23 protein-coding genes are annotated in these 26,044 nt (G+C 65.4%); 12 read left to right on the top strand and 11 right to left on the bottom strand.

Annotation, left to right across the window (positions count from 1 at the left end):
• Window positions 1-69: 69 nt before the first annotated feature.
• On the bottom strand, window positions 70-615 hold the full coding sequence (locus tag J8847_RS18355) for an SRPBCC family protein (protein WP_211526155.1): 546 nt from the start codon (window positions 613-615) through the stop codon (window positions 70-72).
• Between the two features lie 283 nt (window positions 616-898).
• On the opposite strand from J8847_RS18355, the gene J8847_RS18350 reads away from it, so the two are divergent.
• Window positions 899-1,303 carry a GFA family protein gene (locus tag J8847_RS18350; RefSeq protein WP_211526154.1) on the top strand — a complete coding sequence of 135 codons (405 nt, stop codon included), beginning with the start codon at window positions 899-901 and terminating at the stop codon, window positions 1,301-1,303.
• Between the two features lie 115 nt (window positions 1,304-1,418).
• Window positions 1,419-3,737 (top strand): UvrD-helicase domain-containing protein, encoded by a 2,319-nt coding sequence (locus J8847_RS18345; protein WP_211526153.1) that lies wholly within the window; start codon window positions 1,419-1,421, stop codon window positions 3,735-3,737.
• 89 nt (window positions 3,738-3,826) lie between these two features.
• On the opposite strand, the gene J8847_RS18340 is transcribed toward J8847_RS18345, so the two are convergent.
• Genes J8847_RS18340 through J8847_RS18330 form a run of 3 tightly spaced genes read right to left on the bottom strand, consistent with a single transcriptional unit; the run spans window position 3,827 to window position 6,086 of the window.
• Complete coding sequence (locus J8847_RS18340; protein WP_211526152.1) at window positions 3,827-4,612, bottom strand: BPSS1780 family membrane protein; 786 nt, start codon at window positions 4,610-4,612, stop codon at window positions 3,827-3,829.
• A complete protein-coding gene (locus tag J8847_RS18335) occupies window positions 4,609-5,568 on the bottom strand; it encodes a homoserine kinase (protein ID WP_211526151.1) in 960 nt (319 codons plus the stop codon). The genes J8847_RS18340 and J8847_RS18335 overlap by 4 nt, the downstream gene beginning before the upstream one ends.
• A 56-nt stretch (window positions 5,569-5,624) precedes the next feature.
• Window positions 5,625-6,086 carry a hypothetical protein gene (locus J8847_RS18330; RefSeq protein WP_211526157.1) on the bottom strand — a complete coding sequence of 154 codons (462 nt, stop codon included), beginning with the start codon at window positions 6,084-6,086 and terminating at the stop codon, window positions 5,625-5,627.
• Window positions 6,087-6,278: 192 nt separating this feature from the next.
• On the opposite strand from J8847_RS18330, the gene polA reads away from it, so the two are divergent.
• Window positions 6,279-9,053, top strand: coding sequence for a DNA polymerase I (gene polA, locus J8847_RS18325; protein ID WP_211526150.1), 2,775 nt, complete (start codon window positions 6,279-6,281; stop codon window positions 9,051-9,053).
• Window positions 9,054-9,132: 79 nt separating this feature from the next.
• On the opposite strand, the gene J8847_RS18320 is transcribed toward polA, so the two are convergent.
• Window positions 9,133-10,323, bottom strand: a complete 1,191-nt coding sequence (locus J8847_RS18320) for an MFS transporter (protein WP_211526149.1) — start codon at window positions 10,321-10,323, stop codon at window positions 9,133-9,135.
• Window positions 10,320-12,176: an IucA/IucC family siderophore biosynthesis protein gene (locus tag J8847_RS18315; RefSeq protein WP_211526148.1), complete on the bottom strand. Its 1,857-nt coding sequence runs from the start codon at window positions 12,174-12,176 to the stop codon at window positions 10,320-10,322. Before J8847_RS18315 ends, J8847_RS18320 begins: the two co-directional genes overlap by 4 nt.
• Before the next feature lie 272 nt (window positions 12,177-12,448).
• Between J8847_RS18315 and J8847_RS18310 the strand changes: the two genes are divergently transcribed.
• From J8847_RS18310 to J8847_RS18300, 3 genes are all read left to right on the top strand, one after another.
• Window positions 12,449-13,654, top strand: a complete 1,206-nt coding sequence (locus tag J8847_RS18310; protein WP_229513005.1) for a DUF4382 domain-containing protein — start codon at window positions 12,449-12,451, stop codon at window positions 13,652-13,654.
• A gap of 88 nt (window positions 13,655-13,742) precedes the next feature.
• Window positions 13,743-14,642 (top strand): dienelactone hydrolase family protein, encoded by a 900-nt coding sequence (locus J8847_RS18305; RefSeq protein ID WP_211526147.1) that lies wholly within the window; start codon window positions 13,743-13,745, stop codon window positions 14,640-14,642.
• 114 nt (window positions 14,643-14,756) lie between these two features.
• Window positions 14,757-15,494 (top strand): ZIP family metal transporter, encoded by a 738-nt coding sequence (locus J8847_RS18300; protein WP_211526146.1) that lies wholly within the window; start codon window positions 14,757-14,759, stop codon window positions 15,492-15,494.
• Window positions 15,495-15,624: 130 nt separating this feature from the next.
• Here the strand turns inward: J8847_RS18300 and J8847_RS18295 are convergent, their stop codons facing one another.
• From J8847_RS18295 to J8847_RS18285, 3 genes are read right to left on the bottom strand one after another with little or no spacing between them, the layout of a single operon-like run.
• Entirely contained in the window at window positions 15,625-16,479 is an 855-nt protein-coding gene (locus J8847_RS18295; protein WP_211526145.1) for a sulfurtransferase, read from the bottom strand.
• Window positions 16,480-16,487: 8 nt separating this feature from the next.
• Entirely contained in the window at window positions 16,488-17,408 is a 921-nt protein-coding gene (locus J8847_RS18290) for a DMT family transporter (RefSeq protein WP_211526144.1), read from the bottom strand.
• 12 nt (window positions 17,409-17,420) lie between these two features.
• Window positions 17,421-18,494, bottom strand: a complete 1,074-nt coding sequence (locus J8847_RS18285; protein ID WP_267876289.1) for an aromatic ring-hydroxylating dioxygenase subunit alpha — start codon at window positions 18,492-18,494, stop codon at window positions 17,421-17,423.
• On the opposite strand from J8847_RS18285, the gene J8847_RS24245 reads away from it, so the two are divergent.
• The 4 genes from J8847_RS24245 (at window position 18,387) to dxs (ending at window position 21,991) form a co-directional block, all read left to right on the top strand.
• Entirely contained in the window at window positions 18,387-18,752 is a 366-nt protein-coding gene (locus J8847_RS24245) for a hypothetical protein (protein WP_229513001.1), read from the top strand. The genes J8847_RS18285 and J8847_RS24245 overlap by 108 nt on opposite strands.
• A gap of 228 nt (window positions 18,753-18,980) precedes the next feature.
• A complete protein-coding gene (locus J8847_RS18280; protein ID WP_211526142.1) occupies window positions 18,981-19,229 on the top strand; it encodes an exodeoxyribonuclease VII small subunit in 249 nt (82 codons plus the stop codon).
• On the top strand, window positions 19,226-20,119 hold the full coding sequence (locus J8847_RS18275; protein WP_211526141.1) for a polyprenyl synthetase family protein: 894 nt from the start codon (window positions 19,226-19,228) through the stop codon (window positions 20,117-20,119). Before J8847_RS18280 ends, J8847_RS18275 begins: the two co-directional genes overlap by 4 nt.
• Window positions 20,120-21,991 (top strand): 1-deoxy-D-xylulose-5-phosphate synthase, encoded by a 1,872-nt coding sequence (dxs, locus tag J8847_RS18270; protein WP_211526140.1) that lies wholly within the window; start codon window positions 20,120-20,122, stop codon window positions 21,989-21,991. It begins immediately after the preceding gene.
• A gap of 122 nt (window positions 21,992-22,113) precedes the next feature.
• Here the strand turns inward: dxs and J8847_RS18265 are convergent, their stop codons facing one another.
• Together J8847_RS18265 and J8847_RS18260 are read right to left on the bottom strand one after the other, a co-directional pair.
• Complete coding sequence (locus J8847_RS18265) at window positions 22,114-22,812, bottom strand: 2OG-Fe(II) oxygenase (RefSeq protein ID WP_211526139.1); 699 nt, start codon at window positions 22,810-22,812, stop codon at window positions 22,114-22,116.
• Between the two features lie 35 nt (window positions 22,813-22,847).
• Window positions 22,848-23,402, bottom strand: a complete 555-nt coding sequence (locus J8847_RS18260) for a cob(I)yrinic acid a,c-diamide adenosyltransferase (protein ID WP_211526138.1) — start codon at window positions 23,400-23,402, stop codon at window positions 22,848-22,850.
• A gap of 81 nt (window positions 23,403-23,483) precedes the next feature.
• On the opposite strand from J8847_RS18260, the gene J8847_RS18255 reads away from it, so the two are divergent.
• Together J8847_RS18255 and glcE are read left to right on the top strand one after the other, a co-directional pair.
• Entirely contained in the window at window positions 23,484-24,977 is a 1,494-nt protein-coding gene (locus tag J8847_RS18255) for an FAD-linked oxidase C-terminal domain-containing protein (RefSeq protein ID WP_211526137.1), read from the top strand.
• Window positions 24,978-24,987: 10 nt separating this feature from the next.
• The gene (gene glcE, locus J8847_RS18250) at window positions 24,988-26,043 is read left to right on the top strand and encodes a glycolate oxidase subunit GlcE (protein WP_211526136.1); all 1,056 of its coding nucleotides are present in this window, start codon (window positions 24,988-24,990) and stop codon (window positions 26,041-26,043) included.
• The last annotated feature ends 1 nt before the right edge of the window (window position 26,044 follow it).

The raw sequence follows: 26,044 nt of genomic DNA, 5'->3' as shown, positions 1-26,044 counted from the left end.
TTGAAGAAGGACCTTAACTGAACGGCATTACACCATGAAGGTGGCGTTTTTCATCAGCAGGCAAGCGAATCAGTGCTGGCTGATCTTCCCACGCCAGGCGCCAGTCTCCGACCCGCGCTTCTCCAGCAGCTCCTTGAAGTTCGACAGGTTGGCGCGCGCTTCCATGCGCACCGCGCCGAAGGCGTCGCCGATCGCCTCCATCGCACCTTCCGGCTCGTAGTCCATCTGCAGCGCGATGCGGGTGCAGGTGTCCGAGATCTTGTGGAAGGTCACCACGCCGCCGTTCTTCACGCCGGTGACGCTGCGCCATGCGATGCGCTGGTCCGGGATCTGCTCGGTGATTTCGGCATCCCATTCCTTCTCTTCGCCGGCCACGTTCGCGCGCCAGTGCAGGTGCTTGTCGTCCAGCTGGCGGATTTCCTTCACGCTCTTCATGAATTGTGGGAAATCTTCGAACTGGGTCCACTGGTTATAGGCGGTGCGGACAGGCACGTTCACTTCGATCGTTTCGACGATCGACGAGCTGGCGCCATAGCCCTTGTTTTTCTTCAGTTGCTTCGACAGCATCATGCCACCCACAGCGAGGGCGGCGACAGTAACCACGCGATTCAGCATTTTCTGATCTCCTTAAGGGCAAGAAGCGGCGCCGCATGCATCCACGATGTGGCCCATACCGATAGGCATGCGGTCAGCCGGCTTCGGCTTCAAAAACGACCTTGGTGTTGATAAGGCAGGCCACGCGATCCGTTGCGCGAATTGTTGCGATTCGTCGCAAACCTTCCATTTAAAATAAGCGAAAAGACAATCAGGCGGCGCGCGAAAGGCTGGGGTCCGCTGGCCGCGCTTCATATAGATGAGCTCGATTCGTCGAGCTGTTTTTTCTCGGCAAGGAGAACGCATGAGCTTGCGAGGCGGATGTTATTGCGGCGCCGTACGCTACGTTGCGAACGGCAAACCTTTCAACAGTACCTTGTGCCATTGCACCGATTGCCGCAGGGTATCCGGCGCGCCCGCGCTGGCCTGGTTCAGCGTCAAGTTTGCCGATCTGCACTGGACCGGTACGCCCACGCGTTTCTCTTCCAGCGCCGGCATCGAGCGCGGCTTCTGCCCGTCCTGCGGCACCACGCTGAGCTTCCACGACAGCCGCTGGCCTGAGGAAATCGACATCGCCACCGCCACCCTCGACGATCCTGAACAACTGCCGCCCGGCGACCATACCTTCGCGCGCAGCCGTCTCGGCTGGATGAAGCTGTGCGACGATCTGCCCGCCTACCCGACGACACGCTCGGCCGGCATGGGCTAGTGTCCTCGGGGCGCACCGTTGGCGCACTTTTAACGCTGTCGAAAAGGCAAGGCGCGTCAAGGAAATCACCCATCGAGCGGCGATTCTCCGTGTCACCGGACGGTATAATGGCCGGATGCAGAATCTCCTCCATAACCTCAATCCCGAACAACTTGCCGCCGTCACCCTGCCTCAGCAGAGTGCGCTGATCCTGGCTGGCGCCGGCTCTGGCAAGACCCGCGTGTTGACCACGCGCATCGCCTGGCTGATCCAGACCGGGCAGGTGTCGCCTGCCGGCATCATGGCGGTCACGTTCACGAACAAGGCCGCCAAGGAGATGCTGACCCGCCTGTCCGCCATGTTGCCCGTCAATACGCGCGGCATGTGGATCGGCACCTTCCACGGCCTGTGCAACCGCCTGCTGCGCACGCACTACCGCGACGCGGCGCTGCCCCAGACTTTCCAGATCCTCGACTCCCAGGACCAGCTGTCGCTCATCAAGCGCATGCTCAAGGCCCACAACGTCGACGACGAGAAGTACCCGGCCAAGAACCTGATGTATTTCATCAACAACGCGAAGGAGCAGGGCCTGCGCGCGGGGCAGATGGAGGCCTACGATCCGATCGAGCGCCGCATGGTCGAGCTGTACGAGCTCTACGACCAGCAATGCCAGCGCGAAGGCGTGGTCGACTTCGCCGAGCTGCTGCTGCGCTCCTACGAACTGCTGGCGCGCAACGCACCGCTGCGCCACCACTACCAGATGCGCTTCCGCCATATCCTGGTGGACGAGTTCCAGGATACCAACGACCTGCAATACAACCTGCTCAAGCTGCTGGCGGGGCAGGGCGAAGCGGGCGGCGGCGCGCTGTTCGCCGTGGGCGACGACGACCAGAGCATCTATGCCTTCCGCGGCGCGAACGTCGGCAACATGACGGCCTTCGAGCGCGACTTCCAGGTCAAGAACCTGATCAAGCTGGAGCAGAACTACCGTTCGCACGGCCACATCCTCGACAGCGCCAACTACCTGATCGCCAACAACGCCAAGCGCCTGGGCAAGAACCTGCGCACCGACGCGGGCCAGGGCGAGCAGGTGCGCGTCTACGAAGCCTCGTCCGACCTGGAAGAGGCGCAGTGGATCATCGAGGAAGCCAAGAGCCTGATGTCGGCCGGCATGCCGCGCAGCGAGATCGCCATCCTGTACCGCTCCAACGCGCAGAGCCGCGTGATCGAACATGCGCTGTTCGCGGCCGGCCTTCCCTACACCGTGTACGGCGGCCTGCGCTACTTCCAGCGTGCCGAGGTCAAGCACGCCATCGCTTATTTGCAGCTGATGGATAACCCGCACAACGACTCGGCTTTCCTGCGCGTGGTGAACTTCCCGACGCGCGGCATCGGCGTGCGCTCGATCGAGCAGCTGCAGATGGCGGCCGACACCTATGGCATTTCGCTGTACGCGGCGGTGCCCTACATGACCGGCAAGGCCGGTTCCTCGCTGGGCGCCTTCGTGAAGCTGGTCGAATCGGCGCGCTTCGAGACCCAGCAGCTGGCGCTCCCCGAATTGGTGCGCGTGGTGCTCGAGCGCAGCGGCCTGCTGCAGCACTACCAGAACGAGAAAGAGGGCGCGGACCGCATCGAGAACCTGGAGCAGATGGTCAACGCGGCCACCCAGTTCGTGCAGGAGGAAGGCTTCGGCGTCCAGGCGCCGGCCCACCTCGGCCCGCCGGCAGCGCCGCAGGCCGGCGAAGCCTTGCTCGACCAGGACGGCATCGAAGTGCTGGACGGCGGCGCGCCGCTGCCCACGGTGATGTCGCCATTGTCGGCCTTCCTGACCCACGCTTCGCTGGAAGCGGGCGACGCCCAGGCGCAAGCGGGCCAGGACGCGCTGCAGCTGATGACGGTGCACTCGGCCAAGGGCCTGGAATTCGACGCGGTGTTCATCACCGGCCTGGAAGAGGGCCTGTTCCCGCACGAGAGCAGCGCGCGTGAAACCGACGGCCTGGACGAGGAACGGCGCCTGATGTACGTGGCGATCACGCGCGCGCGCCGGCGCCTGTACATCAGCTTCACCCAGCAGCGCATGCTGCACGGCCAGACGCGCTTCAACATGAAGTCGCGCTTCCTGGAAGAGCTGCCGGAAGAGTCGCTCAAGTGGCTGTCGCCGCGCGTGCAGACCAACTGGTTCGCCGGACGCAAGTCGACGACGGCCTGGGACGATGCGGAATTCCGCAACGGCACCGACAACCGGATCGCGCAGCAGATCACCCAGAAGTCCAGCAACGGCGGCGGCAGCGGCTGGCGCGTGGGCGAGGCGGTATCGCACGCCAAGTTCGGCGAGGGTGTGATCGTGAATATCGAAGGCGGTGCGGGCGCGGCGCGTGCGCAGATCAACTTCGGCTCTGCCGGGATGAAGGTGCTCGACCTGTCGGTGGCGAAGCTGGAACGCTTGTCCCGTTAAATTTCACCACTACCTATAAAACGTCATTGCCGCCAGTGGCGGGAATGACGTTTACAGGGGGCGGGCCTGGCGTGTAGCGGTGACGGCGCTTACTTGGTCAAATCCACCTTCGCCGCCACATCCTGCACCTGCGGCTTCCCAAAAATCTCCCGATACGCCGCATACATCGCGCACTGCAGCAGCAGGATGAACAGGAACATCAGCCACATCAGCAAGACCCGCATGAGGTTGCTTCCACCCAGCAGCGCCGACAGCACCACCGTAATCGCAAAGAAAATACCGAACCAGGCCAGCAGCAGCACGATGAACACGCGGGCGCTGCGCAGCACGGCGAAGAAGCTGTAGAAGGCGGCTTTCCCCGCCGTCATCTTTTGCCAGTAGGTGAGCGGTCCCGCGAAGCACATCGCCATCATGCCCGCCAGGCTCAGCACGACGGTCAGGAACATGCTCAGCATGAAGGAAGCCGGCAGCATCACCGGCTGGCCGTCGGCGCGGCTCTGGCGCGCCATCTCCTGCAAGGCTTCCGGATCGATCGTGGTCTGCACCAGGATCAGCTGGATGACGCCAATGCCCAGGTAGACCAGGCCGATCTTGCACAGCGCCGCAAATGCCGGTTTGCGGAATCCCGTCAGCAGCACCCCGGGCGTGACCCGCTGGCCGTTCTCGATCATCAGGCAGGCCTGCATGAAGGCCATCGAGAACGACGGAATCAGCACCGCAACGATCAGGCCCCCGAGGAAGGGGATGGCGCTGATGGCGATGCTGATCAGGATGTTGGCGAAGAGCAGGGCGGTCAGCGCGGCAGGCTGTTGGCGAAACAGGCCGGCGCCTTGCTTGAGCCAGGTCCAGCCGGTAAGTGCAGGCAGTTTGTTCATGTAGGCAGTTCAGGCGCGGGGCTGTTGATGCGTTCGCGCAGGATGCGTTCGAAATGGGTGGGATCGTGCGGCGTGAGCAGCTCCGCCGCACGGGGAATATGCAGATCGTACAGGCGCGACAGCCAGAATCGCAAGGCGCCCGAGCGCAGCATGGGCTGCCATGCGGCCTGTTCGTCGGCCGTGAAGGGACGCACCGCATGGTAGGCATCGAGCAGGGCGCGCACGCGCGCCGCGTCCAGCACGCCCGTGGCCAGCTCGACGCACCAGTCGTTGACGGTGACGGCCACGTCGAACAGCCAGGTGTCGCAGCCGGCGAAATAGAAGTCGAAGCAGCCGGTCAGGCGCTCGCCTTCGAACATGACGTTGTTGCGGAACAGGTCGGCGTGCACCGGCCCGCGCGCCAGGCGGCCATAGGTGGCGCCGGCGGCGAAAGCCTGCTGGAAGGCGACTTCGTCGCGCAGCAGCGTGGCTTTGGTCTCGCTCAGGTAGGGCATGACTTGCGGCGCGGTGGCGCTCACCCAGTCCAGGCCGCGCAGGTTGGGCTGCTGCAGCGCGAAGTCCTGCGCCGCCAGGTGCATGCGCGCCAGCATGCGGCCCACTTCGGCGCAATGCACCGGCTGCGGATCGAGCTGGGAGGCGCCGCTCAGGCGGCTGACGATGATGGCCGGCTTGCCGTGCAGGGCCACCACCAGCTCGCCGTCCTGGTTGGGAACGGGGGCCGGCACCGGGATGCCGCGCTCGGCCAGGTGGCGCATCAATTGCACGTAGAAGGGAAGCTGCTCGAAACTCAGGTTCTCGAAAATCGTCAATACATACTCGCCCTGCTCGGTCGTCAGGAAGAAGTTGCTGTTGTCGATGCCGGAGGAAATGCCTTCGAGCCGGAGAGCCTGGCCGAGGGCGAATTGCTTGATCCACTGGGTAAGGTCATCCAGCGAGACCGCGGTGAAAACTGCCATGTGCTAGCAAAGTGTCAGGTGAGTGATGCTGGCGGCCGCCGCGCGGCCGCACAGGATTATTGTTTCCGGGTCTGTTCGAGCGGGGGCGGGGGCGGCGCTTCGGCGCGGGCCGGCGTACCGGGCTTGGCCGGGGCCGGGGCTACCGGCTGCTCGGTCGCACCCTGCTTCTTGGGATTGCCAAAATCGAACTCCATCACCTGCCATTGTGGGGCACGGATTGCACTGCTCTGGGCATCGCCTGGTTGGGCGTTGCCTGCTGGAACGTTGGGCTTCATGATGTAGCGGCTGGGGCCGCTTTGCACTTCCACCTCGGTGACCTGGCCATTCTGCTTTTTCTCCGTGATGCGGGTACGTTCTTTCGGCGGAATGGTGGTGGCCGGCACGTCGCTGCCCGGCTCGATACGGTCGAGTTTCGGCGGTTCCTGGCTCGGCGGTTGCTGCTGTTGCTGGGCTGCGGCGAGGCCGGAGGCAAGCAGACACAGCGTTAGGAGGGCGGAGCGGGAAGATGTGCGCAGCATGATGGTCACCTAGTGTCGTTTAGTCCATTTTAACAAACGGCGTCGCTTCCCTGTGAAAACTGTGTTTTGTCCCTATATAGAGACGAAGTCCCCGACGGGGAAGTTGTGCTTTCTCCAATCCGATTCTGCGATAATGCCGGACACCCGGCGCGCCGCTGTTGGCGCCTTTCGCCCCACCCAGATTTTCGCCCTATGGACAATACCCTGCTGCTCGTTGACGGTTCCAGTTATCTCTATCGCGCCTACCACGCGCTGCCCGACCTGCGCAGCCCGGACGGCTTCCCGACCGGCGCCATGCACGGCATGGTCAACATGCTGCGCCGCCTGCGCGCCGACTTCCCGGCGGCCTACATCGCCTGCGTGTTCGACGCCAAGGGCAAGACCTTCCGCGACGACCTTTATCCGGAATACAAGGCCACGCGCGCCTCGATGCCGGAAGACCTGGGCAAGCAGATCGAACCGATCCACGAAGTGGTGCGCCACATGGGCTGGCCGATCCTGATGGTCGAGGGCGTGGAAGCGGACGACGTGATCGGCACCCTGGCCGTGCAAGCCTACGCGCGCGGTATGAACACCGTGATCTCCACCGGCGACAAGGACCTGGCCCAGCTGGTCAACGACAAGGTCATGCTGATCAACACCATGACCAACGACAAACTCGACGAAGCGGGCGTGATCGCCAAGTTCGGCGTGCCGCCGAACCGCATCATCGACTACCTGACCCTGATCGGCGACACCGTCGACAACGTCCCCGGCGTGAACAAGTGCGGCCCCAAGACCGCGGTCAAGTGGCTGACCCTGCACGGCTCGCTCGACGGCGTGGTCGAGAACGCGCACAGCATCACCGGCGCGGTCGGCGAGAACCTGCGCGCGGCGCTCGAATGGCTGCCGAAGGGCCGCGAGCTGATCACCGTGAAGACCGACTGCGACCTGGCCGGGCACGTGATCTCGTTCGAGGAAACCCTGGTCGGCCGTCCCGAGGACGCCGAGGCCCTGCGCGACTTTTTCCAGCGCTACGGCTTCAAGACCATGCTGCGCGACCTGGGCGGCGGCGGACGTGCGGACGGCGCGGTCGCCCCTGGACGCGGCGCCGGCCCCGGCGGCGCCCCGCTGAATTCGCCGGAAGGCGCCAGCGGCCACCTGCCGGGCATGGCCATCATCAAGGGCGAGTACGAGACCGTGCTCACCGACGAACAACTGGACAAGTGGCTGGCCCTGGTCGACGCGGCCGAGCTGACCTCGGTCGACACCGAAACCACCTCGCTCGACCCGATGGCGGCCGAGATGGTCGGCATCTCGCTGTCGGTGGAAGCGGGCAAGGGCGCCTATATCCCGGTGGCGCACCGTTACGCCGGCGCGCCGGACCAGCTCTCGCGCGAGCACGTGCTGGAGCGCATGCGCCCCTGGCTGGAGAACCCTGACAAGCCCAAGCTCGGCCAGAATCTGAAGTACGACATGCACATCTTCGAGAACCACGGCGTCAAGCTGAAGGGGATCGTGCACGACACCCTGCTGCAGTCCTATGTCTTCGAGTCGCACAAGCCGCACGACATGGACACCATGGCCATGCGCCACCTGGGCTACACCACGATTCCTTTCGTCGACGTGTGCGGCAAGGGCGCCAACATGATCTGTTTCGACCAGGTCGAGCTGGGCCGCGCCACCGAATACGCGGCCGAGGATTCCGACATCACGCTGCGCCTGCACCAGACCATGCTGCCCCATGTCGAAAGCGACGCCGGCCTCACCCGCATCTACCGCGAGATCGAGATGCCGACCATGGAGGTGCTGCAGAAGATCGAGCGCAACGGCGTGCTGATCGACAGCGCGCTGCTCGAAGTGCAGTCGTCCGAACTGGGCAAGCGCCTGCAGGAGCTGGAACAGCAGGCGTACGAGCTGGCCGGCGGCCCCTTCAACCTGGGTTCGCCCAAGCAGATCGGGGAGATCTTCTTCGGTAAACTCCAGCTGCCGGTCATCAAGAAGACCGCCACCGGTGCACCCTCGACCGACGAAGAGGTGCTGCAGAAGCTGGCCGAGGATTACCCGCTGCCGAAGATCCTGCTCGAGCACCGCGGCATGTCCAAGCTGAAGTCGACCTATACCGACAAGCTGCCGAAGATGGTCAACCAGAAGACCGGCCGCGTGCACACCAACTATGCGCAGGCGGTGGCCATTACCGGCCGTCTGTCCTCGAACGAGCCGAACCTGCAGAACATTCCGGTGCGTACCGCCGAAGGCCGCCGCATCCGCGAAGCCTTCGTGGCGCCGCCGGGCAGCGTGATCGTCTCGGCCGACTACTCGCAGATCGAGCTGCGCATCATGGCGCACATCTCGGGCGACGCGGCGATGCTGAAGGCCTTCGCGGAAGGCGAGGACATCCACCGCGCCACCGCGGCCGAGATCTTCGGCGTGCCGGCCGAGGAAGTGCAGAGCGAGCAGCGCCGCTACGCCAAGGTCATCAACTTCGGCCTGATCTACGGCATGAGCGCCTTCGGCCTGGCCCAGAACCTGGGCATCGAGCGGGGCGCGGCGGCCAGCTACATCGACCGCTACTTCGCGCGCTTCTCGGGCGTGAAGCAGTACATGGACGAGACCCGCCTGCAGGCCAAGGCGCGCGGCTACGTCGAGACCGTGTTCGGCCGCCGCCTGTGGCTCCCGGAGATCAACTCCCCGAACGGCCCGCGCCGCGCCGGCGCCGAGCGCGCTGCAATTAATGCGCCGATGCAGGGCACGGCGGCGGACCTGATCAAGCTGGCCATGATCGCGGTGCAGGGCTGGATCGAGAGCGAGAAGCTGGCGACCCGCATGATCATGCAGGTGCATGACGAACTGGTGCTCGAAGTGCCGGAGGCGGAGCTGGAACTGGTGCGGGTCAAGCTGCCGGAATTGATGGCGGGCGTGGCCGAGCTGAAGGTGCCGCTGGTTGCAGAGACGGGCGTGGGCAAGAACTGGGAAGAGGCCCACTAATAGCGCCTCCATCACCGCTAACCCTAAAACCGTCGTTCCCGCGCAGGCGGGAACCTAAGTTCGTCGAGTAGCCGTAAACTTAGGTTCCCGCCTTCGCGGGAACGACGGGACGGCGGCTGCGGATCAAGCGTATGCCGATGGCGGAAACGCCATACACCCCCGCCACCGGCCAGAACATGTGCTCCACCGGCACCCAGGCCAGCATCACCCCGCCCAGCCCCGCACCCACCAGCGCCCCGGCCTTCGCCGCACTGTTCCCCGCCCCCAGCACCATTCCCTGTTCGCCACTGCCCGCCTCACGCGACAGCAGCCCGTAAAACACCGGCAGTAGCGCCGCCAGGCAGATGCCCCACATCAGCCGCACCAGCAGGACCAGCTCGATCCCGCGTGCCAAGGCCTGCAGCGCCACGATCCCCACGCACGCCCAGCAGATCCACTCCACCTGCCTCAGCACCTGCTGGCGCCCCAGCCTGTCGAAGCGCTTTCCCCAGAACGGCGCCGCAAGGCACAGCCCCAGCGCCGTTGCGCCATAGCACCAGCCGGTCGCCTGCCTGGACAAATGCAGCACATCGTCCGCATACAGCCCGAAGAAGCTCTGCGGCATCATCTTCCCGGCCTGGACCAGCACGATCCCCGACAACAGCCCGCCCATCACACCGTGCAGGACCGGGCTTTGGGATGCCTTGCCGGCAGCAGGAGCCGAGCGGAACCCGGACACCGCCGGGAGCACGAACGCCGCCACGACCGCGCAAGCCAGGCAGACGGCAGCCGCAGTCAGGTTCACCGTGCGGAAGCCCTGCACATCGAACAGCCAGCCGCCAGCCACCGGCCCGGCGACCGAGCCGATCGCCGTCGCCACCTGCAAGCGCGTCATCAGGATGGCGCGCTCCTGCCTCGACACCAGCGTCGTCCCGTAGGCCTGGGCCGCTGCGATGAATCCCGCCAGCGCCCCTTGCACGAGGCGGATGCACAGGATGAGCGCCACGCTGTCGGCCAGCGCAATCCAGCACTGGGTCGCCGCCAGTGCGAGCAGGGCGCGCAGGATCATCGGCTTGTGGCCCACCCGGTCGCCGAACCGCCCCCACCAGGGCGTGAAGCACATCGCCGTCACCATCGGCCCGGCGTAGGCGATGCCGCTGGCCCAGGCCAGGGTCTGAGGCGACAGGCTTTCCAGCGCGCGGAAATGCAGCGGCCAGAACGGACCGCTCATCTCCATCGCGCCCATCGAGACCAGCTGGATCGCGAACAGCCAACGGAGCGCTGGTGTCATGGCGTCGTCTTCAAGGGATTCGGCATGGTGCCGTGGACGTCGTCCGAGGTATCGCTCAGGCGCATGCGCAGGAAGGACTTGGCCGGCCAGTCTTCTTCGAGCAGGGCGCGGCGCTCGGTCTCCCAGCGCGACGGATCGGCGCGCCCGCGCAAGCGCTCGAAGGCCAGCTCCACCTCCTGCCGCAACACGCCCCAGTAGCGGGCCTGCGGATGCCCGTAGGTGCGCGACAGCAGCAGCGCCAGCTCCACGACGTGGCAGAGCAGCACCGCATGCAGCAGCTTGTCGCGCACGGGTTCGTCGGTCTCGTACACGGTGTGGCCGGGGCGGTAGGCCTCGAGCGTCAGGCCTGCGGCGCGCAATGTTGGGCCATGCACGCGCAGGTCGCCGAAGTCGCGCGCCAGCAGCTGCACCGGCTCGTAGCGCTCGTTCACCATGATGAAGCTGTTCTGCTGGTGGGCTTCGAAGGCGATGCCGTACAGCAGATAGGACGACAGCGTCGCGCCCAGGACGGTCGCGGCATAGCGCCGGAAGAAGGCGACGGCGCCGGCGGCATCGTCGCCACAAGCCAGCGCCACCAGCTCGGTGACCAGCGGCCGGCCGCTGAACGGCGAATCCGCGAACAGGCTCCCGACAGGGATCGGGAACAGCTCCAGCGTGCGCTTGGCCATGGGATTGGCGCGGTACAGAATGGCCAGGTGGCGCGCCCGGTCGTCATTGCCGTCCGGGTCGATGTAGTGCACCCCGACGTCTTCGTGCACGATATCGAGCACGCCGCCGAAGCCGGCTTCGCGCTCGACGATCGTGCGCAGCAAACGAGTCAGGCGCGGGCCCATGACGGCCGACTTGGGCGACACGGTGCGCTGCACGCTGGTCAGGCGCAGCGATACCGGCAGCTTCATGTGCGGCAGCGCCGGCGAGCCCTCGGGAACGACGGTCCGGAACGACATGGTGGGCGTCGCCGCAATGGCGGCGTCCTGCAGCAGCAACAGGTCGCCGCGCGCGATGTCGGCGGCGAACTGCTGCGGGATCTGGCGAGCGGCCTGGTAGGGATGCAGGGGCAGGGGCAGCCATGCGGCGGCCTCCTCGCCGGCCGCGCGCAAGGCGTTCTCCCAGCGGCCCCAGGCTTGCGGGAAGGTGCGTGCGAACCAGGTGCGATAGCCCGTCTCGTCGCCGGCGAAAGCGACCTGCGCCCGGGTTGCGCGCAGCGCCGCCAGCGGCACGTCCAGCTGCGCCTGGAACTCGGGCGAGAGCGCCTTCACCTCCTCCTGCGACAGCCCGAGCTTGGTCTTGAAAGTGGGATGCCAGGGATGGCCGAGGGTGCCCCATTGTTCCAGCAGCAGCGCGGGATTGGCGTGGCCGCTCAGGCGCAAGGCCGCGATGAAGTGCTCGTGCACCGGCCCGAAGCTGTCGACCAGCTGCGGAGCCCAGGACTGCCTGTAGCGCAGGCACAGCACGTCGTTGTCCAGGCTGTTGTCGAGCTCCTGGACCAGCCTTTGCACATCCTCCGCCGCGGGTTGGCCGGGCAGGGAAGGTGCGATGCAGGCGAGCAGGGCGGAGGCGGTCGTGATGGGTTGAGGACCCTGTCCGCTGCGGAACCAGGCGATTGTCCCGTCGATCCGGCAATCGCCGATGCGGCCGAGCTGCAAGCCTTCGAAGCGCAGCATGGCTTGCTGCGGCCAGAGCGGGAGCCAGGCCACCCGGCCTTCGACGATCAGGTGCTCCCGATGCAACAGGTGTTCGCGGAACAAAGCCTGCAGCATGCGCTGCAAACCGCGGCGGCTGGCCTGCGCCAGCGCCAGAGCAGCGTCGGAATCGGCATGCGTATCGGAGATCGGTTTCAGGAGTGCGTTCATAGTTTGCCTTCTCGCATTTAACATTTGTATTAACGGGACGGCAAGATAACGTAAACGATAATGATTATCAATCGCATTCGAAGGCACGGCCGTGTTTTATGCGAATCGGGCAAAAATTTCCATGTGGAAATAATGAAACAGAATGCTTGGCTTATCTGTAAAGACTGTAAGCAAGTGTTTCAATGTGCGTTAGCTCACATAAAAGTTGCTTTTTGGAATGTTAGGATAGCCTCAACCGTCGACGTCCGGCGGATTCACAAGGTACGCATAACATGTCCAAGACCCCATTCCGTTTCGCCCTGATGGGCGCCTCCGCTCTCAGCGCCGCCGTTCTCGTCGCCTGTGGCGGCGGAGGCGGCGACTCGGCTCCGGCCGCGCCGGTCAGCACCATGGGCACCCTGGCCGTCTCGATGACCGACGCGCCGGCCTGCGGCTTCGACGCCGTCAACGTGACGGTCTCCAAGGTGCGCGTGCACCGCAGCGACACCGCGGCGGAAGGGGATACCGGCTGGACCGACATCACCCTGAGCCCGGCCAAGAAGGTCAACCTGCTGAACCTGACCAATGGCGTGCTCGAAGCCCTGGGCCAGACCTCGCTCGAAGCGGGGCGCTACACCCAGCTGCGCCTGGTGCTCGACAGCGCCGCTAATGCCAACACCGTCGTGCCGACCGGCGGCACCGCCGAGAAGGCGCTGGTCACCCCGAGCGGCATGCAGAGCGGCATCAAGCTGATCGGCCAGTTCGACGTGGCCGCCGGCCAGAAGAGCGACGTGGTGCTCGACTTCGACGCCTGCAAATCGGTCGTCACCCGCGGCCAGGGCAGCTATGCGCTCAAGCCCGTGGTCAAGGTCATTCCGGCTGCGATCAACGGCATCTCGGGCTTCGTCAGCACCGCGGTGCTGGGCAGCGGCGTACAGGTGTCGGCGCAGCAGAACGGCGTGCTCGTGAGCTCCACCACCCCGAACGCCACCACCGGCGAATTCTTCCTGTCGCGCCTGGCGCCGGGCAGCTACGACGTCGTGCTGACCGCCGCCAACAGCGCCGCCAGCGTCATCGCCGCCGTGCCGGTCGCCTCGACCACCAGCACCACGGCCCTGAGCACCGCCGCAGCGCCGCTCGTGCTCGCACCGGGCAACACCGGCTCGATCGCCGGCACCGTCACCATGACCCCGGCCAGCAGCGAAGCAGCCTACGTCTCGGCCAAGCAGAGCTTCGCGTCCGGTCCGACCGTGACCATCAAGTACCAGGGCGCGGACCTGACGACCGGCGCCTACACCCTGGCCAACCTGCCGGTGGCCGCGCCCCAATACGCGACCTACAGCGCCACCCTGCCGCTGAGCTTCAGCGCCAGCACCGCCACCACGCCGGGTAAATACCGCGTCGAGGCGGCCGCGACGGGCTATGCCGTCAAGGGCGTGGATGCCGTGGACATCACCGCGGCCAACCAGAGCGGCGTGAATTTCACCCTGACGCCGTAAGCGACGCTGTAGAAGCTTCGGCTCTAGCGTGCGCCCCCGAGGTCTTTGCTAAACTAGCAAGCCTGTCCAACCGACTAAGGGGGTGAGCATGAAAGATCTCGTATCCGATGGCAGCAGCCTGGTGGGCGCCAGCGCTTTTGGCGACGGTGTCGACCGCCGCGGTATCGACCGCCGCGGCTTTATCAAGGCGGCGGTCGGCAGCGGTTTCGCCGCCGCCTCGCTGCCCGTCGTCGCCCAGACGATGATCAAGACCGACACCGACGGCCTCGACGCCGGCGACCACATCGTCGTCATCGACGGCCAGGATGTGCCGGTCTACCGCGCCCAACCCAAGGACCGCACCAACCTGCCGGTGGTGCTGGTCATCTCCGAAATCTTCGGCGTGCACGAACACATCAAGGACGTGACGCGCCGCTTCGCCAAGGCCGGCTACCTGGCCGTGGCTCCCGACCTGTTCGTGCGCCAGGGCGACGCCACCAAGGTGGCGAACATCGCCGACCTGATGCGCGACATCGTCTCCAGGACGCCGGACGCCCAGGTGATGTCCGACCTCGACACGGTCGTCAAGTGGACCAGGCAGCGCGGCGGCAATACCGACCGCCTGGGCATCACGGGCTTTTGCTGGGGCGGCCGCATCACCTGGCTGTACGCGGCGCACAACCCCAACGTGAAGGCCGGCGTGGCCTGGTACGGCCGCCTGGTGGGCGAGGCCTCCGCCAACCAGCCCAGGCATCCGATCGACATCGCCCAGAACCTCAAGGCGCCGGTGCTGGGCCTGTACGGCGCCAAGGACCAGGGCATTCCCCTGGAGTCGGTGGAACGCATGCGCAAGGCGCTCGACGCGGGCAACAGCCGTTCGAAGATCCACGTCTACCCGAATTCGGGACATGCCTTCAACGCCGACTACCGTCCCAGCTTCAACGCCGCCGACGCCAAGGACGGCTGGAGCAAGGCGCTCAACTGGTTCTCCACCCACGGCGTGGCCTGATCTTGCACGGCCGCGGGCCGGGGACGGTACAATCTCCGGTTTGCGGTTGTTCGCAAGACCAGTACAAGAGGCTTACAAATCGATCCCATTCTCGGCTCCATCCTGCTGGCGACCATGGTCGCCGGTGTCCTCAGCATCACCGGGGCGGCCATTTTTTCGTTCGCGCTGCTCTCGAAGGCGGTGGAGCGGATGGTCAGCCTGTCGGTGGGCATCATGCTCGCGACCTCGCTGCTGCATGCCTTGCCGGACGCCTTCGAATCCGGGGCCAATACGCGCAGCCTGTTCGCGACCCTGCTGGGGGGATTGCTGACCTTCTTCGTGCTCGAGAAGCTGGCGATCCTGCGCCATTCGCACCACCACGAGGGCGACGGGCATCATCACGCCCATGGGCACGACAAGCACGAGGCGGGCAAGTCCGGCTGGATGATCCTGCTGGGCGACGCGATGCACAACTTCACCGACGGCATCCTGATCGCGGCGGCCTTCCTGGCCAATCCTGAACTCGGGATCGTGACCGCGCTGGCGATTGTCGCGCACGAGATTCCGCAGGAGATCGGGGACTTCATCGTGCTGCTCAACGCGGGCTTTTCGCGCCTGCGCGCGTATGTGTTCAACCTGCTGTGCAGCCTGATGTCGGTGGCGGGGGGATTGCTGGGCTACTTCACGCTCGATAATGCGAGCGGGCTGATTCCCTACGTGCTGGTGTTCGCGTCGTCGGGGTTCATTTATATCGCGGTGGGGGATTTGATGCCGCAGATGCAGCGGCGGACGACGCCGCGGGAGTTTCTGCCGCAGGTGGCGCTGGTGGCGCTGGGGGTGGGGGTGGTGCTGGTGCTGAAGCGGCTGGTTTGAAGTTTGTAGCTGCTCGGCGAACTTAGGTTCCGGCCGAGGGGGACGCCGAGTCCCGGAACGACGGTTTTAGAGCTTGCCACTAACGCTTGAGTCGTCGTCCCGGCGAAGGCCGGGACCTAAGTTTGCGTGATCAATCAGAACCTTTAGCAACAGGCCGCGCCGCATCGCCCACCCACTCGCTCCACGACCCCGGATATAGCGCCGCACCGGACATCCCGGCCACTTCCAGCGCCAGCAGGTTATGACAGGCAGTCACCCCGGACCCGCACTGCATGATCGCCTTGGCCGGATCCTCGATCACTTTCGAGAAATCCTGGCGCAGCTCCTCAGGCGACTTGAAGCGCCCATCCGCCTGCAGGTTATCCTTGAAGAAGCGATTCCGCGCCCCCGGGATATGCCCGCCCACCGGATCGATGGTCTCGTTCTCCCCGCGGAAACGGTCTTGCGCGCGCGCATCGATGACGATGCGCTCGCCCTTGTCCAGGTTCTCCATCACCTCGGCCACCGTCACGGTCGGCACGAACGGCGCCCTGATCGTGAAGCGCCCCGGCGCGCGCGCCGGCACATCGGTGGTCAGCGGCTTGCCCAGCGACTGCCAGGCCGCCATGCCGCCGTCCAGCACCGCCACGGCCTCGTGGCCGAGCCAGCGCAGCATCCACCACAGGCGCGCCGCGTACATGCCGCCATGGGCATCGTAGGCCACGACCTGGGAATCGTCGTTCACGCCCCAGCTGCGCAGCAGGGCGGCCAGCGCTTCCTTGTCCGGCAGCGGATGGCGCCCGCGGAAGGCGCCGTCCGTCCCGTACTTCGAGCCCGACAGCTCGGTTTCCATGTCGCCGAACACCGCGTTCGGCAGGTGGCCGATGGCGTAGCCTTCGCGGCCGGCGGACAGGTTCATCAGGTCATGGCGGCAATCCACCACGATCCAGTTCGGGTCGTCGATGTGGGCAGCCACATCCAGGGCGGTGATCAGGGTCTTGAACATACGGCTCCTCAGGTTTCGCTGGCGATCGGATCGGTCTTTTCCTGCACGGCCCCGCGGGCCGTCTTCTGCGTATTGTAGAACGTCGCGGCGATGCCGGAGGCGAGGATGATGCCGATGCCAAGCCAGACGTGCCAGTCGAAGGTGTCGCCCCATAGCGCCAGCCCCCACAGGCTGGAGAACACGATGCCGGTGTACTGCAGGTTGGCGACCACCAGTACCTTGCCCACGCGGTAGGCGCGCGTCATCGCCATCTGCGCCAGCAGGGCGGAGAAGCCGATCCCCAGCAGCAGCGCCGCGCTATATGGCGTATGCGCATGGAAGAGCGCGTCCTTCGGCCCGTCGCCCAGCAGCGTGCCGGCCAGGCCGGTCAGGGTTGTCGTGAGCGAGAAGTAGAACACCACGCGGTACTCCGGCTCGCCCGTCTGCCCCAGCCTGCGCACCTGCATGTAGGCCATGGCCGAGATCACCGAGGAGCATACGCCGGCCATGCCGCCCAGCCACTGCTGGCTTTCGACGGCCGGCTGCAGCACCAGGATCACACCCACGAAGCTCATGCCGATCGCCAGCACCAGCGGCCATTCGGCATGCTTGGTGCCGATCCACCAGCCCATGGCGAACATCCACGCGGCGATCCAGATCGGCGCCATGTAGTTGAGCGTGACGGCGGTGGCCAGTGGCAGGCGGGTAATGGCGAAGAACCATAGCCACAGCGAGGTGACGCCGACGACGCTGCGCCAGATGTGGGCTTTCGGGAAGGGAGTCTTGAAGGTGCCGCCCTGGTGGCGCACCATCAGCATCAGCATGACCGTGCCGATCAGGCCTCGGTACATCAGGAGTTCGGAGGTGGAATAGAACTCGGAAGCCAGCTTCACACCCGCGCCCATGGCGGCAAATGCGAAGCTGGCGAACAACATCCAGAGAGAGGGCATCAGATTCCTAGATTACAGCTCCAGCTTGCTGCGGTACCACTCATGGAAGTGCTGCATCCCGTCTTCCATCGGCGACTGGTAGGGGCCGACTTCGTTGACGCCGCGCTGAAGCAGGATCTTGCGGCCGGCGTCCATGCGCAGCGCGATCTCGTCGTCCTCGACCGCGGTTTCCATGTAGGCGGCGCGCTCGGCCTCGACGAAGCCGCGCTCGAACAGCACGAACTCCTCGGGGTAGTAGAACTCGACCACGTTGCGCGTCTTCTGCGGGCCGACCGGCCACAGGGTCGACACCACCAGCACGTTCGGATACCACTCGACCATGATGTTCGGGTACAGGGTCAGCCAGATGGCGCCATACTTCGGCGGCTGGCCGTTGTTGAACTTCAGGACCTGTTCCTGCCACTTCTTGTAGGCGGGCGAGCCGGCCTTCTGCAGGGCGCGGTTCACGCCCACGGTCTGCACGCTGTAGTCGCGGCCGAATTCCCACTTCAGGTCGTCGCACGAGACGAAGTTGCCCAGTCCCGGGTGGAAGGGCTCGACGTGGTAATCCTCCAGGTAGACCTCGATGAAGGTCTTCCAGTTGTAGTCGCACTCGTGGATCTCGACGTGGTCGAACATATAGCCCGTGAAATCGAGGTCCTTCGTGACCTCCATGTTCTTGAGCTTGTCCATCACGTCGTAGCCGTTCTGCTCGAACAGCAGGCCGTTCCAGTTCTGGAGCGGCGTCTTCGACAGGTTCAGGCACGGCGTTTCCGCGAAATGCGGCGCGCCGATCAGTTCGCCCTTCAGGTCGTAGGTCCAGCGGTGCAGCGGGCACACGATATTGTTCGCGTTGCCGCGGCCATTGAACATCAGCGCCTGGCGGTGACGGCAGACGTTGGACAGGACTTCGATGCCGCCTGCATTACGCACGAGCATGCGGCCTTCGTGTTCGGAAGCGAGAGTCGCGAAATCACCGATTTCCGGGACCATCAGCTCATGGCCGATGTACCTCGGGCCCTTCTGAAACAGTTGCTGCATCTCGCGCTGCAGCAGCGCTTCGTCAAAGTAAACGTTTACCGGAAGCTGAGCGCAGGAGCGCGCCAGCTTGGCGTGGGTAGCCAGATCGGACATCCCAACCCCCCTTTAATTAATCGATACCAAAGAAGAGAAAGAATCCAAAGACCAGTATTTCGGAAGCTCGATAAGCTGCTGCGCGTTGCACTGTCGTCCTGCGATGCTCGCTGTACTAAAGTACAGCTGCGCTTCTCGGACAACATTGCTGCCGCTCGCGACGCTTCTCGAGCCTCCTTTAAGAAAAAGGAATACGGTATTTCGGACAGAACCGGAGATTATACCGCGTAACGGGCTCTACAGTCTCGGACCCGCCCGGGAATGTGGCACGGGGGTGCACAAAAATTGCCTGAACGGCATCGTTTTCATGAGGAGGAAGGGGATTCGGCTAAAATATGGCCTGGTAAACTAGTTGCGGTAGGTGCAACGCGCGCACCCCTCGAAGAGTGGATTGATCTAAAATACGCGATTGGACCGACCCATGGCGCACAACTGATGCCGCCTTCACGAAACAATTCTATGTCAAACACGATTACCGCCGCGCCGCCCGCCTCCTTCGAGGAAGCCATGGCCGAGCTCGCCCAGCTGGTCACCCAGATGGAATCCGGCCAGTTGCCGCTGGAAGCTTCGGTCGCCGCCTATGCGCGTGGCTCGGAACTGGTGAAATACTGCGCCGCCCAGCTGGAAAAGGTCGAGGCCCAGGTCAAGGTCCTGGAAGGCGACATGCTCAAGCCGTTCTCGAACGGCGAGGAAGAGGGCGCGCAATGACGGAACTCGCCTTCAGCGCCTGGGTCCAGGACGTCCAGGCGGATGTCGAGCGCGCGCTCGAAACCTTCCTGCCCGAAGCCGCCGCCATCCCGCACAAGCTGAACGAAGCGATGCGCTACACCGCACTCGGCGGCGGCAAGCGCGTGCGCCCGCTGCTGGCCTACGCCAGCGGGGACCTGTTCGGCGCCGACCGCCGCGCGCTGGCGCGCGTTGCCTCGGCAGTGGAAATGATCCACGTGTATTCGCTGGTCCACGACGACATGCCCTGCATGGACGACGACGACCTGCGCCGCGGCAAGCCGACCGTGCACGTGGCCTATGACGAAGCGACCGCGCTGCTGGTCGGCGATGCGCTGCAGGCCCAGGCCTTCCAGGTGCTGGCCGAGGCCGACACCTTGCCGCCCGCGCGCCTCGTCGGCATGCTGCGCCTGCTGGCCGAAGCGGCCGGGACCAAAGGCATGTGCGGCGGCCAGGCGATCGACCTGGACAGCGTCGGCCTGTCCCTGACCCGCGAAGAACTGGAGCGCATGCACCAGCTCAAGACCGGCGCCATGCTGCGCGTCTCGGTCATCCTCGGCGCCATGGCCGGCCGCGACCTGGAGCCGCGCGAGCTGGAAGCGCTGGCCACCTATTCGAAAGCCATCGGCCTGGCCTTCCAGGTGGTGGACGACGTGCTCGACGCGACGGCCGATTCGGCCACGCTCGGCAAGACCGCCGGCAAGGATGCCGCGGACAACAAGCCGACCTATGTGTCGATCCTTGGGCTGGAGCCGTCGCGGGCGCTGGCCGAGCAATTGCGGCGCGAAGCGCATGAGGCGCTGGCGCCATTCGGAGAACAAGCACAGCGGCTGCGCGAACTCGCGGACCTGATCGTGCAGCGGAAGGCATAAATGAAACTGCTAGAAACCATCAACGAACCCGCCGACCTGCGCCAGCTCCCGCGCACGCAACTGACCCCGCTCGCCCATGAGCTGCGCCAGTTCCTGCTGGACTCGGTCTCCAAGACCGGCGGGCACCTGTCGTCCAACCTGGGCACCGTCGAGCTGACCATCGCGCTGCACTACGTGTACAACACCCCGCGCGACCGCATCGTGTGGGACGTGGGCCACCAGACCTATTCGCACAAGATCCTCACCGGCCGCCGCGAGCGCATGCCGACCCTGCGCCAGCTGAACGGCCTGTCGGGCTTCCCGAAGCGCGACGAGAGCGAGTACGACACCTTCGGCACCGCCCACTCGTCGACCTCGATCTCGGCGGCCCTGGGCATGGCCCAGGCGGCCAAGCTGAAAGGCGAGGACCGCCACGCCATCGCCGTCATCGGCGACGGCTCCATGACCGCCGGCATGGCCTTCGAGGCCCTGAACAACGCGGGCGTGGAAGACGACATCAACCTGCTGGTGATCCTGAACGACAACGACATGTCGATCTCGCCGCCGGTGGGAGCGCTCAACCGCTACCTGGCGCGCCTGATGAGCGGCCAGTTCTACGCCGCCGCCAAGAACGTCGGCCGCAGCGTGCTGCCGGGACCGATGCTGGACCTGGCGCGCAAGCTGGAAGAACATGCCAAGGGCATGGTGGTCCCGGCCACGATGTTCGAGGAATTCGGCTTCAACTACATCGGCCCGATCGACGGCCACGACCTGGAATCCCTGATTCCGACCCTGGAGAACATCAAGAAGCTCAAGGGCCCGCAGTTCCTGCACGTGGTGACCAAGAAGGGCCAGGGCTACAAGCTGGCCGAGGCCGAGCCGATCCTGTACCACGGCACCGGCAAGTTCAATCCGGCGGAAGGCATCAAGCCGGCCAGCGCGCCGAGCAAGATCACCTACACCGAAGTGTTCGGCAACTGGCTGTGCGACATGGCGGCCGTCGACAAGCGCCTGGTCGGCATCACGCCGGCGATGCGCGAAGGCTCGGGGATGGTGCGCTTCCACCAGGAATACCCGTCGCGCTACTTCGACGTGGGCATCGCCGAGCAGCATTCGGTCACATTCGCCGGGGGCATTGCCACCGAAGGCTTGAAACCCGTCGTGGCGATCTACTCGACCTTCCTGCAGCGCGCCTACGACCAGCTGATCCACGACGTGGCGCTGCAGAACCTGGACGTGACCTTCGCGCTCGACCGCGCGGGCCTGGTGGGTGCCGACGGCGCGACCCACGCGGGCAACTACGACCTGGCCTACCTGCGCTGCATCCCGAACATGGTCGTCATGGCCGCGTCGGACGAGAACGAATGCCGCCAGATGCTGACCACGGGGTATCACTACCCGGGTCCGGCGGCGGTGCGCTATCCGCGCGGCGCCGGTGTCGGCGCGGCGATCCAGCAGGAGCTGAGCTCGATCGAGATCGGCAAGGGCGTGGTGCGCCGCGAGGGCAAGGACATCGCGATCCTGGCCTTCGGTTCGATGGTGGCGCCGAGCCTGGCGGCCGGCGAAGAGCTGAACGCGACCGTGGCCAATATGCGCTTCGTGAAGCCGCTGGATGTGGAGCTGGTCAAGCGCCTGGCGAAAGATCACGAGTACATCGTGACGGTGGAAGAGGGCTGCATCATGGGCGGCGCGGGCGCTGCCGTGGCCGAAGCGCTGGCCGCTGAGGGCCTGGCCAAGAAGGTGCTGATGCTGGGCTTGCCGGACAAGTTCATCGACCAGGGCGATCCTGCGGCGCTGCTGGCCTCGGTGGGGCTGGATGCCAAAGGCATCGCGGCGTCGATTCGCCAGCGGTTTGCGGGTGGGGAGCCGAGGCTGGTGGTCAACAATATCTGACGCTGAGCGTCCAGATGCAAAAAGGGGTTCTGTGCGTAAGCCAGAACCCCTTTTTCATTGTTACCCCCAAAACCGTCATTCCGGCGAAGGCCGGAATGACGGTTTTGGGGGTAACGCAACGCTCAAGCTTTGCCGAACAGCGTCTCCGCCCGCTGATACAAAATCCACGACGTCGCAATATACTTGTCCCCGCTCGTCGGCATATGCCCCTTGTGCGTATGCGTGAACCCCGCCGGCGCGATCACCAGCCGTCCCTTCTTCGGCGCGATCTTGCGCTGCTGGTACAGGAACTCGGTCTCCCCGCCTTCCTCCACATCGTTCAGGTAGAACTGCCACAGCAGCACCCGGTGCAGCGTCTCGCACGAGGCATTCTGCGGGTAAATCTCCGAATGCCAGTGGTGATATCCGCCCGATCCCTTCATGTACTTCTGCAGGTTGATCGTGCCCGGCCGGTACAGGGTGCGCATCAGCTCCTCGAGATGCGGCTTGCCCACCTCGTCGAAGTTCTCCATCGACAGCGCCGTCGGCTTGCCGGTCTGCGGATGGGCCAGGGAAGGGGAGAGCGAGCCCATTACCAGCATGCGGTAACGGTCGATGTACTCTTCCAGGTGGCGCGACATGGTCTGCAGCAGCATCCCGCTCACGTCGTTCCACTCCGGGAACTGGGTGATCGTGATGTCGTAGCTGTCCTTCTTTTCCACGTCCACGCCCATGCCGGTGCGCCCGCGCCCCACCTTGTCGCTGGCGTCGAAACGCGCCACCAGGGCGTCGCACTGCTCCGGGCTCAGGGCGCCGTCATACACTCCGATAAAGTCGTCCACCGCTGCCGTCTCCGTAGTTGTTGTAAGTGTAAATCTCAGCCGCGCTTGCGCTCGTGCTGCCACAGCACGTCCGAGCCGCCCGCGAAGCGGTTCAGCACGCGCGCCAGCACGAACATCAGGTCCGACAGGCGGTTCACGTATTGACGCGGATGAGCGTGGATCTCCTCGGCCTTGGACAGCGCCACGATGGCGCGCTCGGCGCGGCGGCACACGGTGCGGCACACGTGAGCGGTCGCGGCGGCGCGCGAGCCGGCCGGCAGGATGAATTCCTTCAGGATCGGCAGGTCGGCGTTGTACTTCTCCAGCAGGCCGTCCAGGCGCGCCACATGCTCTTCCTTGATCATCTGGTAGCCGGGGATGCACAGCTCGCCGCCCAGGTCGAACAGGTCGTGCTGGATCGAGACCAGCTCTTCGCGCAGCTCGGCCGGCATCTCTTCGCACAGCAGCAGGCCGACGAAGGAGTTCAGCTCGTCCACTTCGCCGAGCGCATGGATGCGCGCGCTGTCCTTGCCGGTACGGCTGCCGTCACCCAGCCCGGTGCTGCCGTCGTCGCCGGTGCGCGTCGCGATTTTAGAAAGTCGATTGCCCATGATGATTTGTAATGTACAGTGTTAAAAAAACGATAGGCCGAGCATACGACAAATCGCAGCAATTGTGCTTACAATCAGACCATGTCCGCCCCCATTTCCGCATCAGATTCAAGCCATGCCGAACGACGGCAGCAGGTCGCCAGCGCCCTGCGTGAGCGGCTTCCCGACGGCCGCGTGCTCTCCGACCCCGAAGATACCCGTCCGTACGAATGCGACGGCCTGGCCGCCTACCGCCAGCTGCCCCTGATCGTCACCCTGCCGTCCAGCGAAGCCGAAGTGCTGGCGATCATGGATGTGTGCCGCGAACTGAACGTGCCCATCGTTCCGCGCGGCGCCGGCACCGGCCTGTCGGGCGGGGCGCTGCCGATCGCGGATGGCGTGGTGATCTCGACCGCGCGCATGAACCGCATCGAACGCGTCGACGCCTATGCGCGCACCGCCGTCGTGCAGCCGGGCGTGCGCAACCTGGCGATCTCGGAAGCGGCGGCTCCCTTCGGCCTGTATTACGCGCCCGACCCGTCCTCGCAGATCGCCTGCACCATCGGCGGCAACGTGGCCGAGAATTCGGGCGGCGTGCACTGCCTCAAGTACGGTCTGACGGTCCACAACGTGCTGCGCGTGCGCGTCGCCACCATCGACGGCGAGATCGTCGAGCTGGGCGGCGAAAGCCTGGACGCGCCGGGCCTGGACCTGCTGGCCGTGTTCATCGGCTCGGAGGGCATGCTCGGCATCGTCACCGAGGTGACGGTCAAGCTGGTGCCGAAACCCGCCGTGGCCCAGGTCATCATGGCCTCCTTCGACGACGTGGTCACTGCCGGCAACGCGGTGGCCAACGTCATCGCCGCCGGCATCATCCCGGCCGGCCTGGAAATGATGGACCGCACCTCGGTGCGCATGGTCGAGCCTTTCGTCAAGGCCGGCTACGACCAGGACGCGGCCGCCATCCTGCTGTGCGAGGCGGACGGCACGGCGCTGGAAGTGGCCGAGGAAATCGAACGCATGAGCGCGGTGCTGGAAAAGGCTGGGGCGACGGCCATCGCCGTGTCGCAGAGCGAAGCCGAGCGCGTGCGCTTCTGGTCCGGACGCAAGAACGCCTTCCCGGCGGCGGGCCGCATCTCGCCCGACTACTACTGCATGGACGGCACCATCCCGCGCAAGCAGCTGGCGCGGGTGCTCTCGGCCATCGAGGGCATGGAACAGACTTTTGGCCTGCGCTGCGCCAACGTGTTCCATGCGGGCGACGGCAACATGCATCCGCTGATCCTGTTCGACGCCAACCAGCCGGGCGAATTCGAGCGCGCCGAAGCCTTCGGCGCCGCCATCCTGGCGCTGTGCGTGGAAGTGGGCGGCACCATCACCGGCGAGCATGGCGTGGGCATGGAGAAGATCAATTCGATGTGCGTGCAGTTCGGCCGCAAGGAGCTGGACGCCTTCTTCGAGGTCAAGCGCGCCTTCGACCCGCTCATGCTGCTCAACCCGGACAAGGCGATCCCCACGCCGCACCGCTGCGCCGAATTCGGCAAACTGCACGTCCATGGCGGCGAGCTGCCGTTCCCGGACCTTCCGCGTTTCTGAGAGAGCCATCATGCAGTCGATCGAACAACTACAGGAACGGGTGCGGGAAGCCGCCGCCAAGGGCCACAAGCTGCGCATCCGCGGCGGCGGCACCAAGGACTGGTACGGCCAGCGCCTGGAGGGCGAGATCCTCGACACGCGCGGCCACGCCGGCATCGTCGATTACGAGCCCACCGAACTCGTCATCACCGCGCGCTGCGGCACGCCGCTGCGCGAGATCGAAGCCGTGCTGGCCGAACGCAAGCAGATGCTGGCCTTCGAACCGCCGCACTTCGGCTCCGACGCCACCCTGGGCGGCGCCATCGCGGCCGGCCTGTCGGGCCCGCGCCGCGCGGCGAGCGGCGCCGTGCGCGACTTCGTGCTGGGCGCCAAGCTGCTGGACGGGAAGGGCGAGGTGCTGGGCTTCGGCGGCCAGGTGATGAAGAACGTGGCCGGCTATGACGTCTCGCGCCTGCTGGCCGGTTCGCTCGGCACCTTGGGCGTGCTGCTGGAGATCTCGGTCAAGGTGTTGCCGCGTCCCTTCGCCGAAACCACGCTGCGCTTCCGCATGAGCGAGATCGACGCCATCCGCAAGCTCAACGAATGGGGCGGCCAGCCGCTGCCGGTGTCGAGCAGCTGCTGGCACGACGGCGTGCTGGCGCTGCGCCTGTCTGGCGCCCAGGCGGCGGTCGATGCCGCCGTGCGCTCGCTCGGCGGCGAAGTCATGAACGATTGCGGGCCGTTCTGGGCCAGCCTGCGCGAGCAGCGCCACCCCTTCTTCGCCGGCGAGGGCGCGCTGTGGCGCTTGTCGGTTCCCTCGACGACGGGCGCCATCGTGCTCGGCGGCTCCCAGCTGATCGAATGGGGTGGGGCGCAGCGCTGGCTGCGCGCCGGCGGCGATGCTGATAGCGCCGCCACGATCCGCCGCACCGTGAGCGCCTGCGGCGGCCACGCGACCCTGTTCTGCGGCGGCGACAAGAGCGTGGGCGTGTTCCAGCCCCTGCAGCCGACGCTGGCCAGGATCCACGAACGCCTGAAGGCCTCTTTCGATCCGTCGAACGTGTTCAACCCGGGACGGATGTACTGAC

The sequence above is a fragment of the Massilia sp. AB1 genome, assembly GCF_018119385.1.
In the GTDB taxonomy this organism is placed as follows: domain Bacteria; phylum Pseudomonadota; class Gammaproteobacteria; order Burkholderiales; family Burkholderiaceae_D; genus Telluria.
Note: the sequence above shows the minus strand (reverse complement) of the source record. Positions and strands in the feature narration are given on the sequence as shown.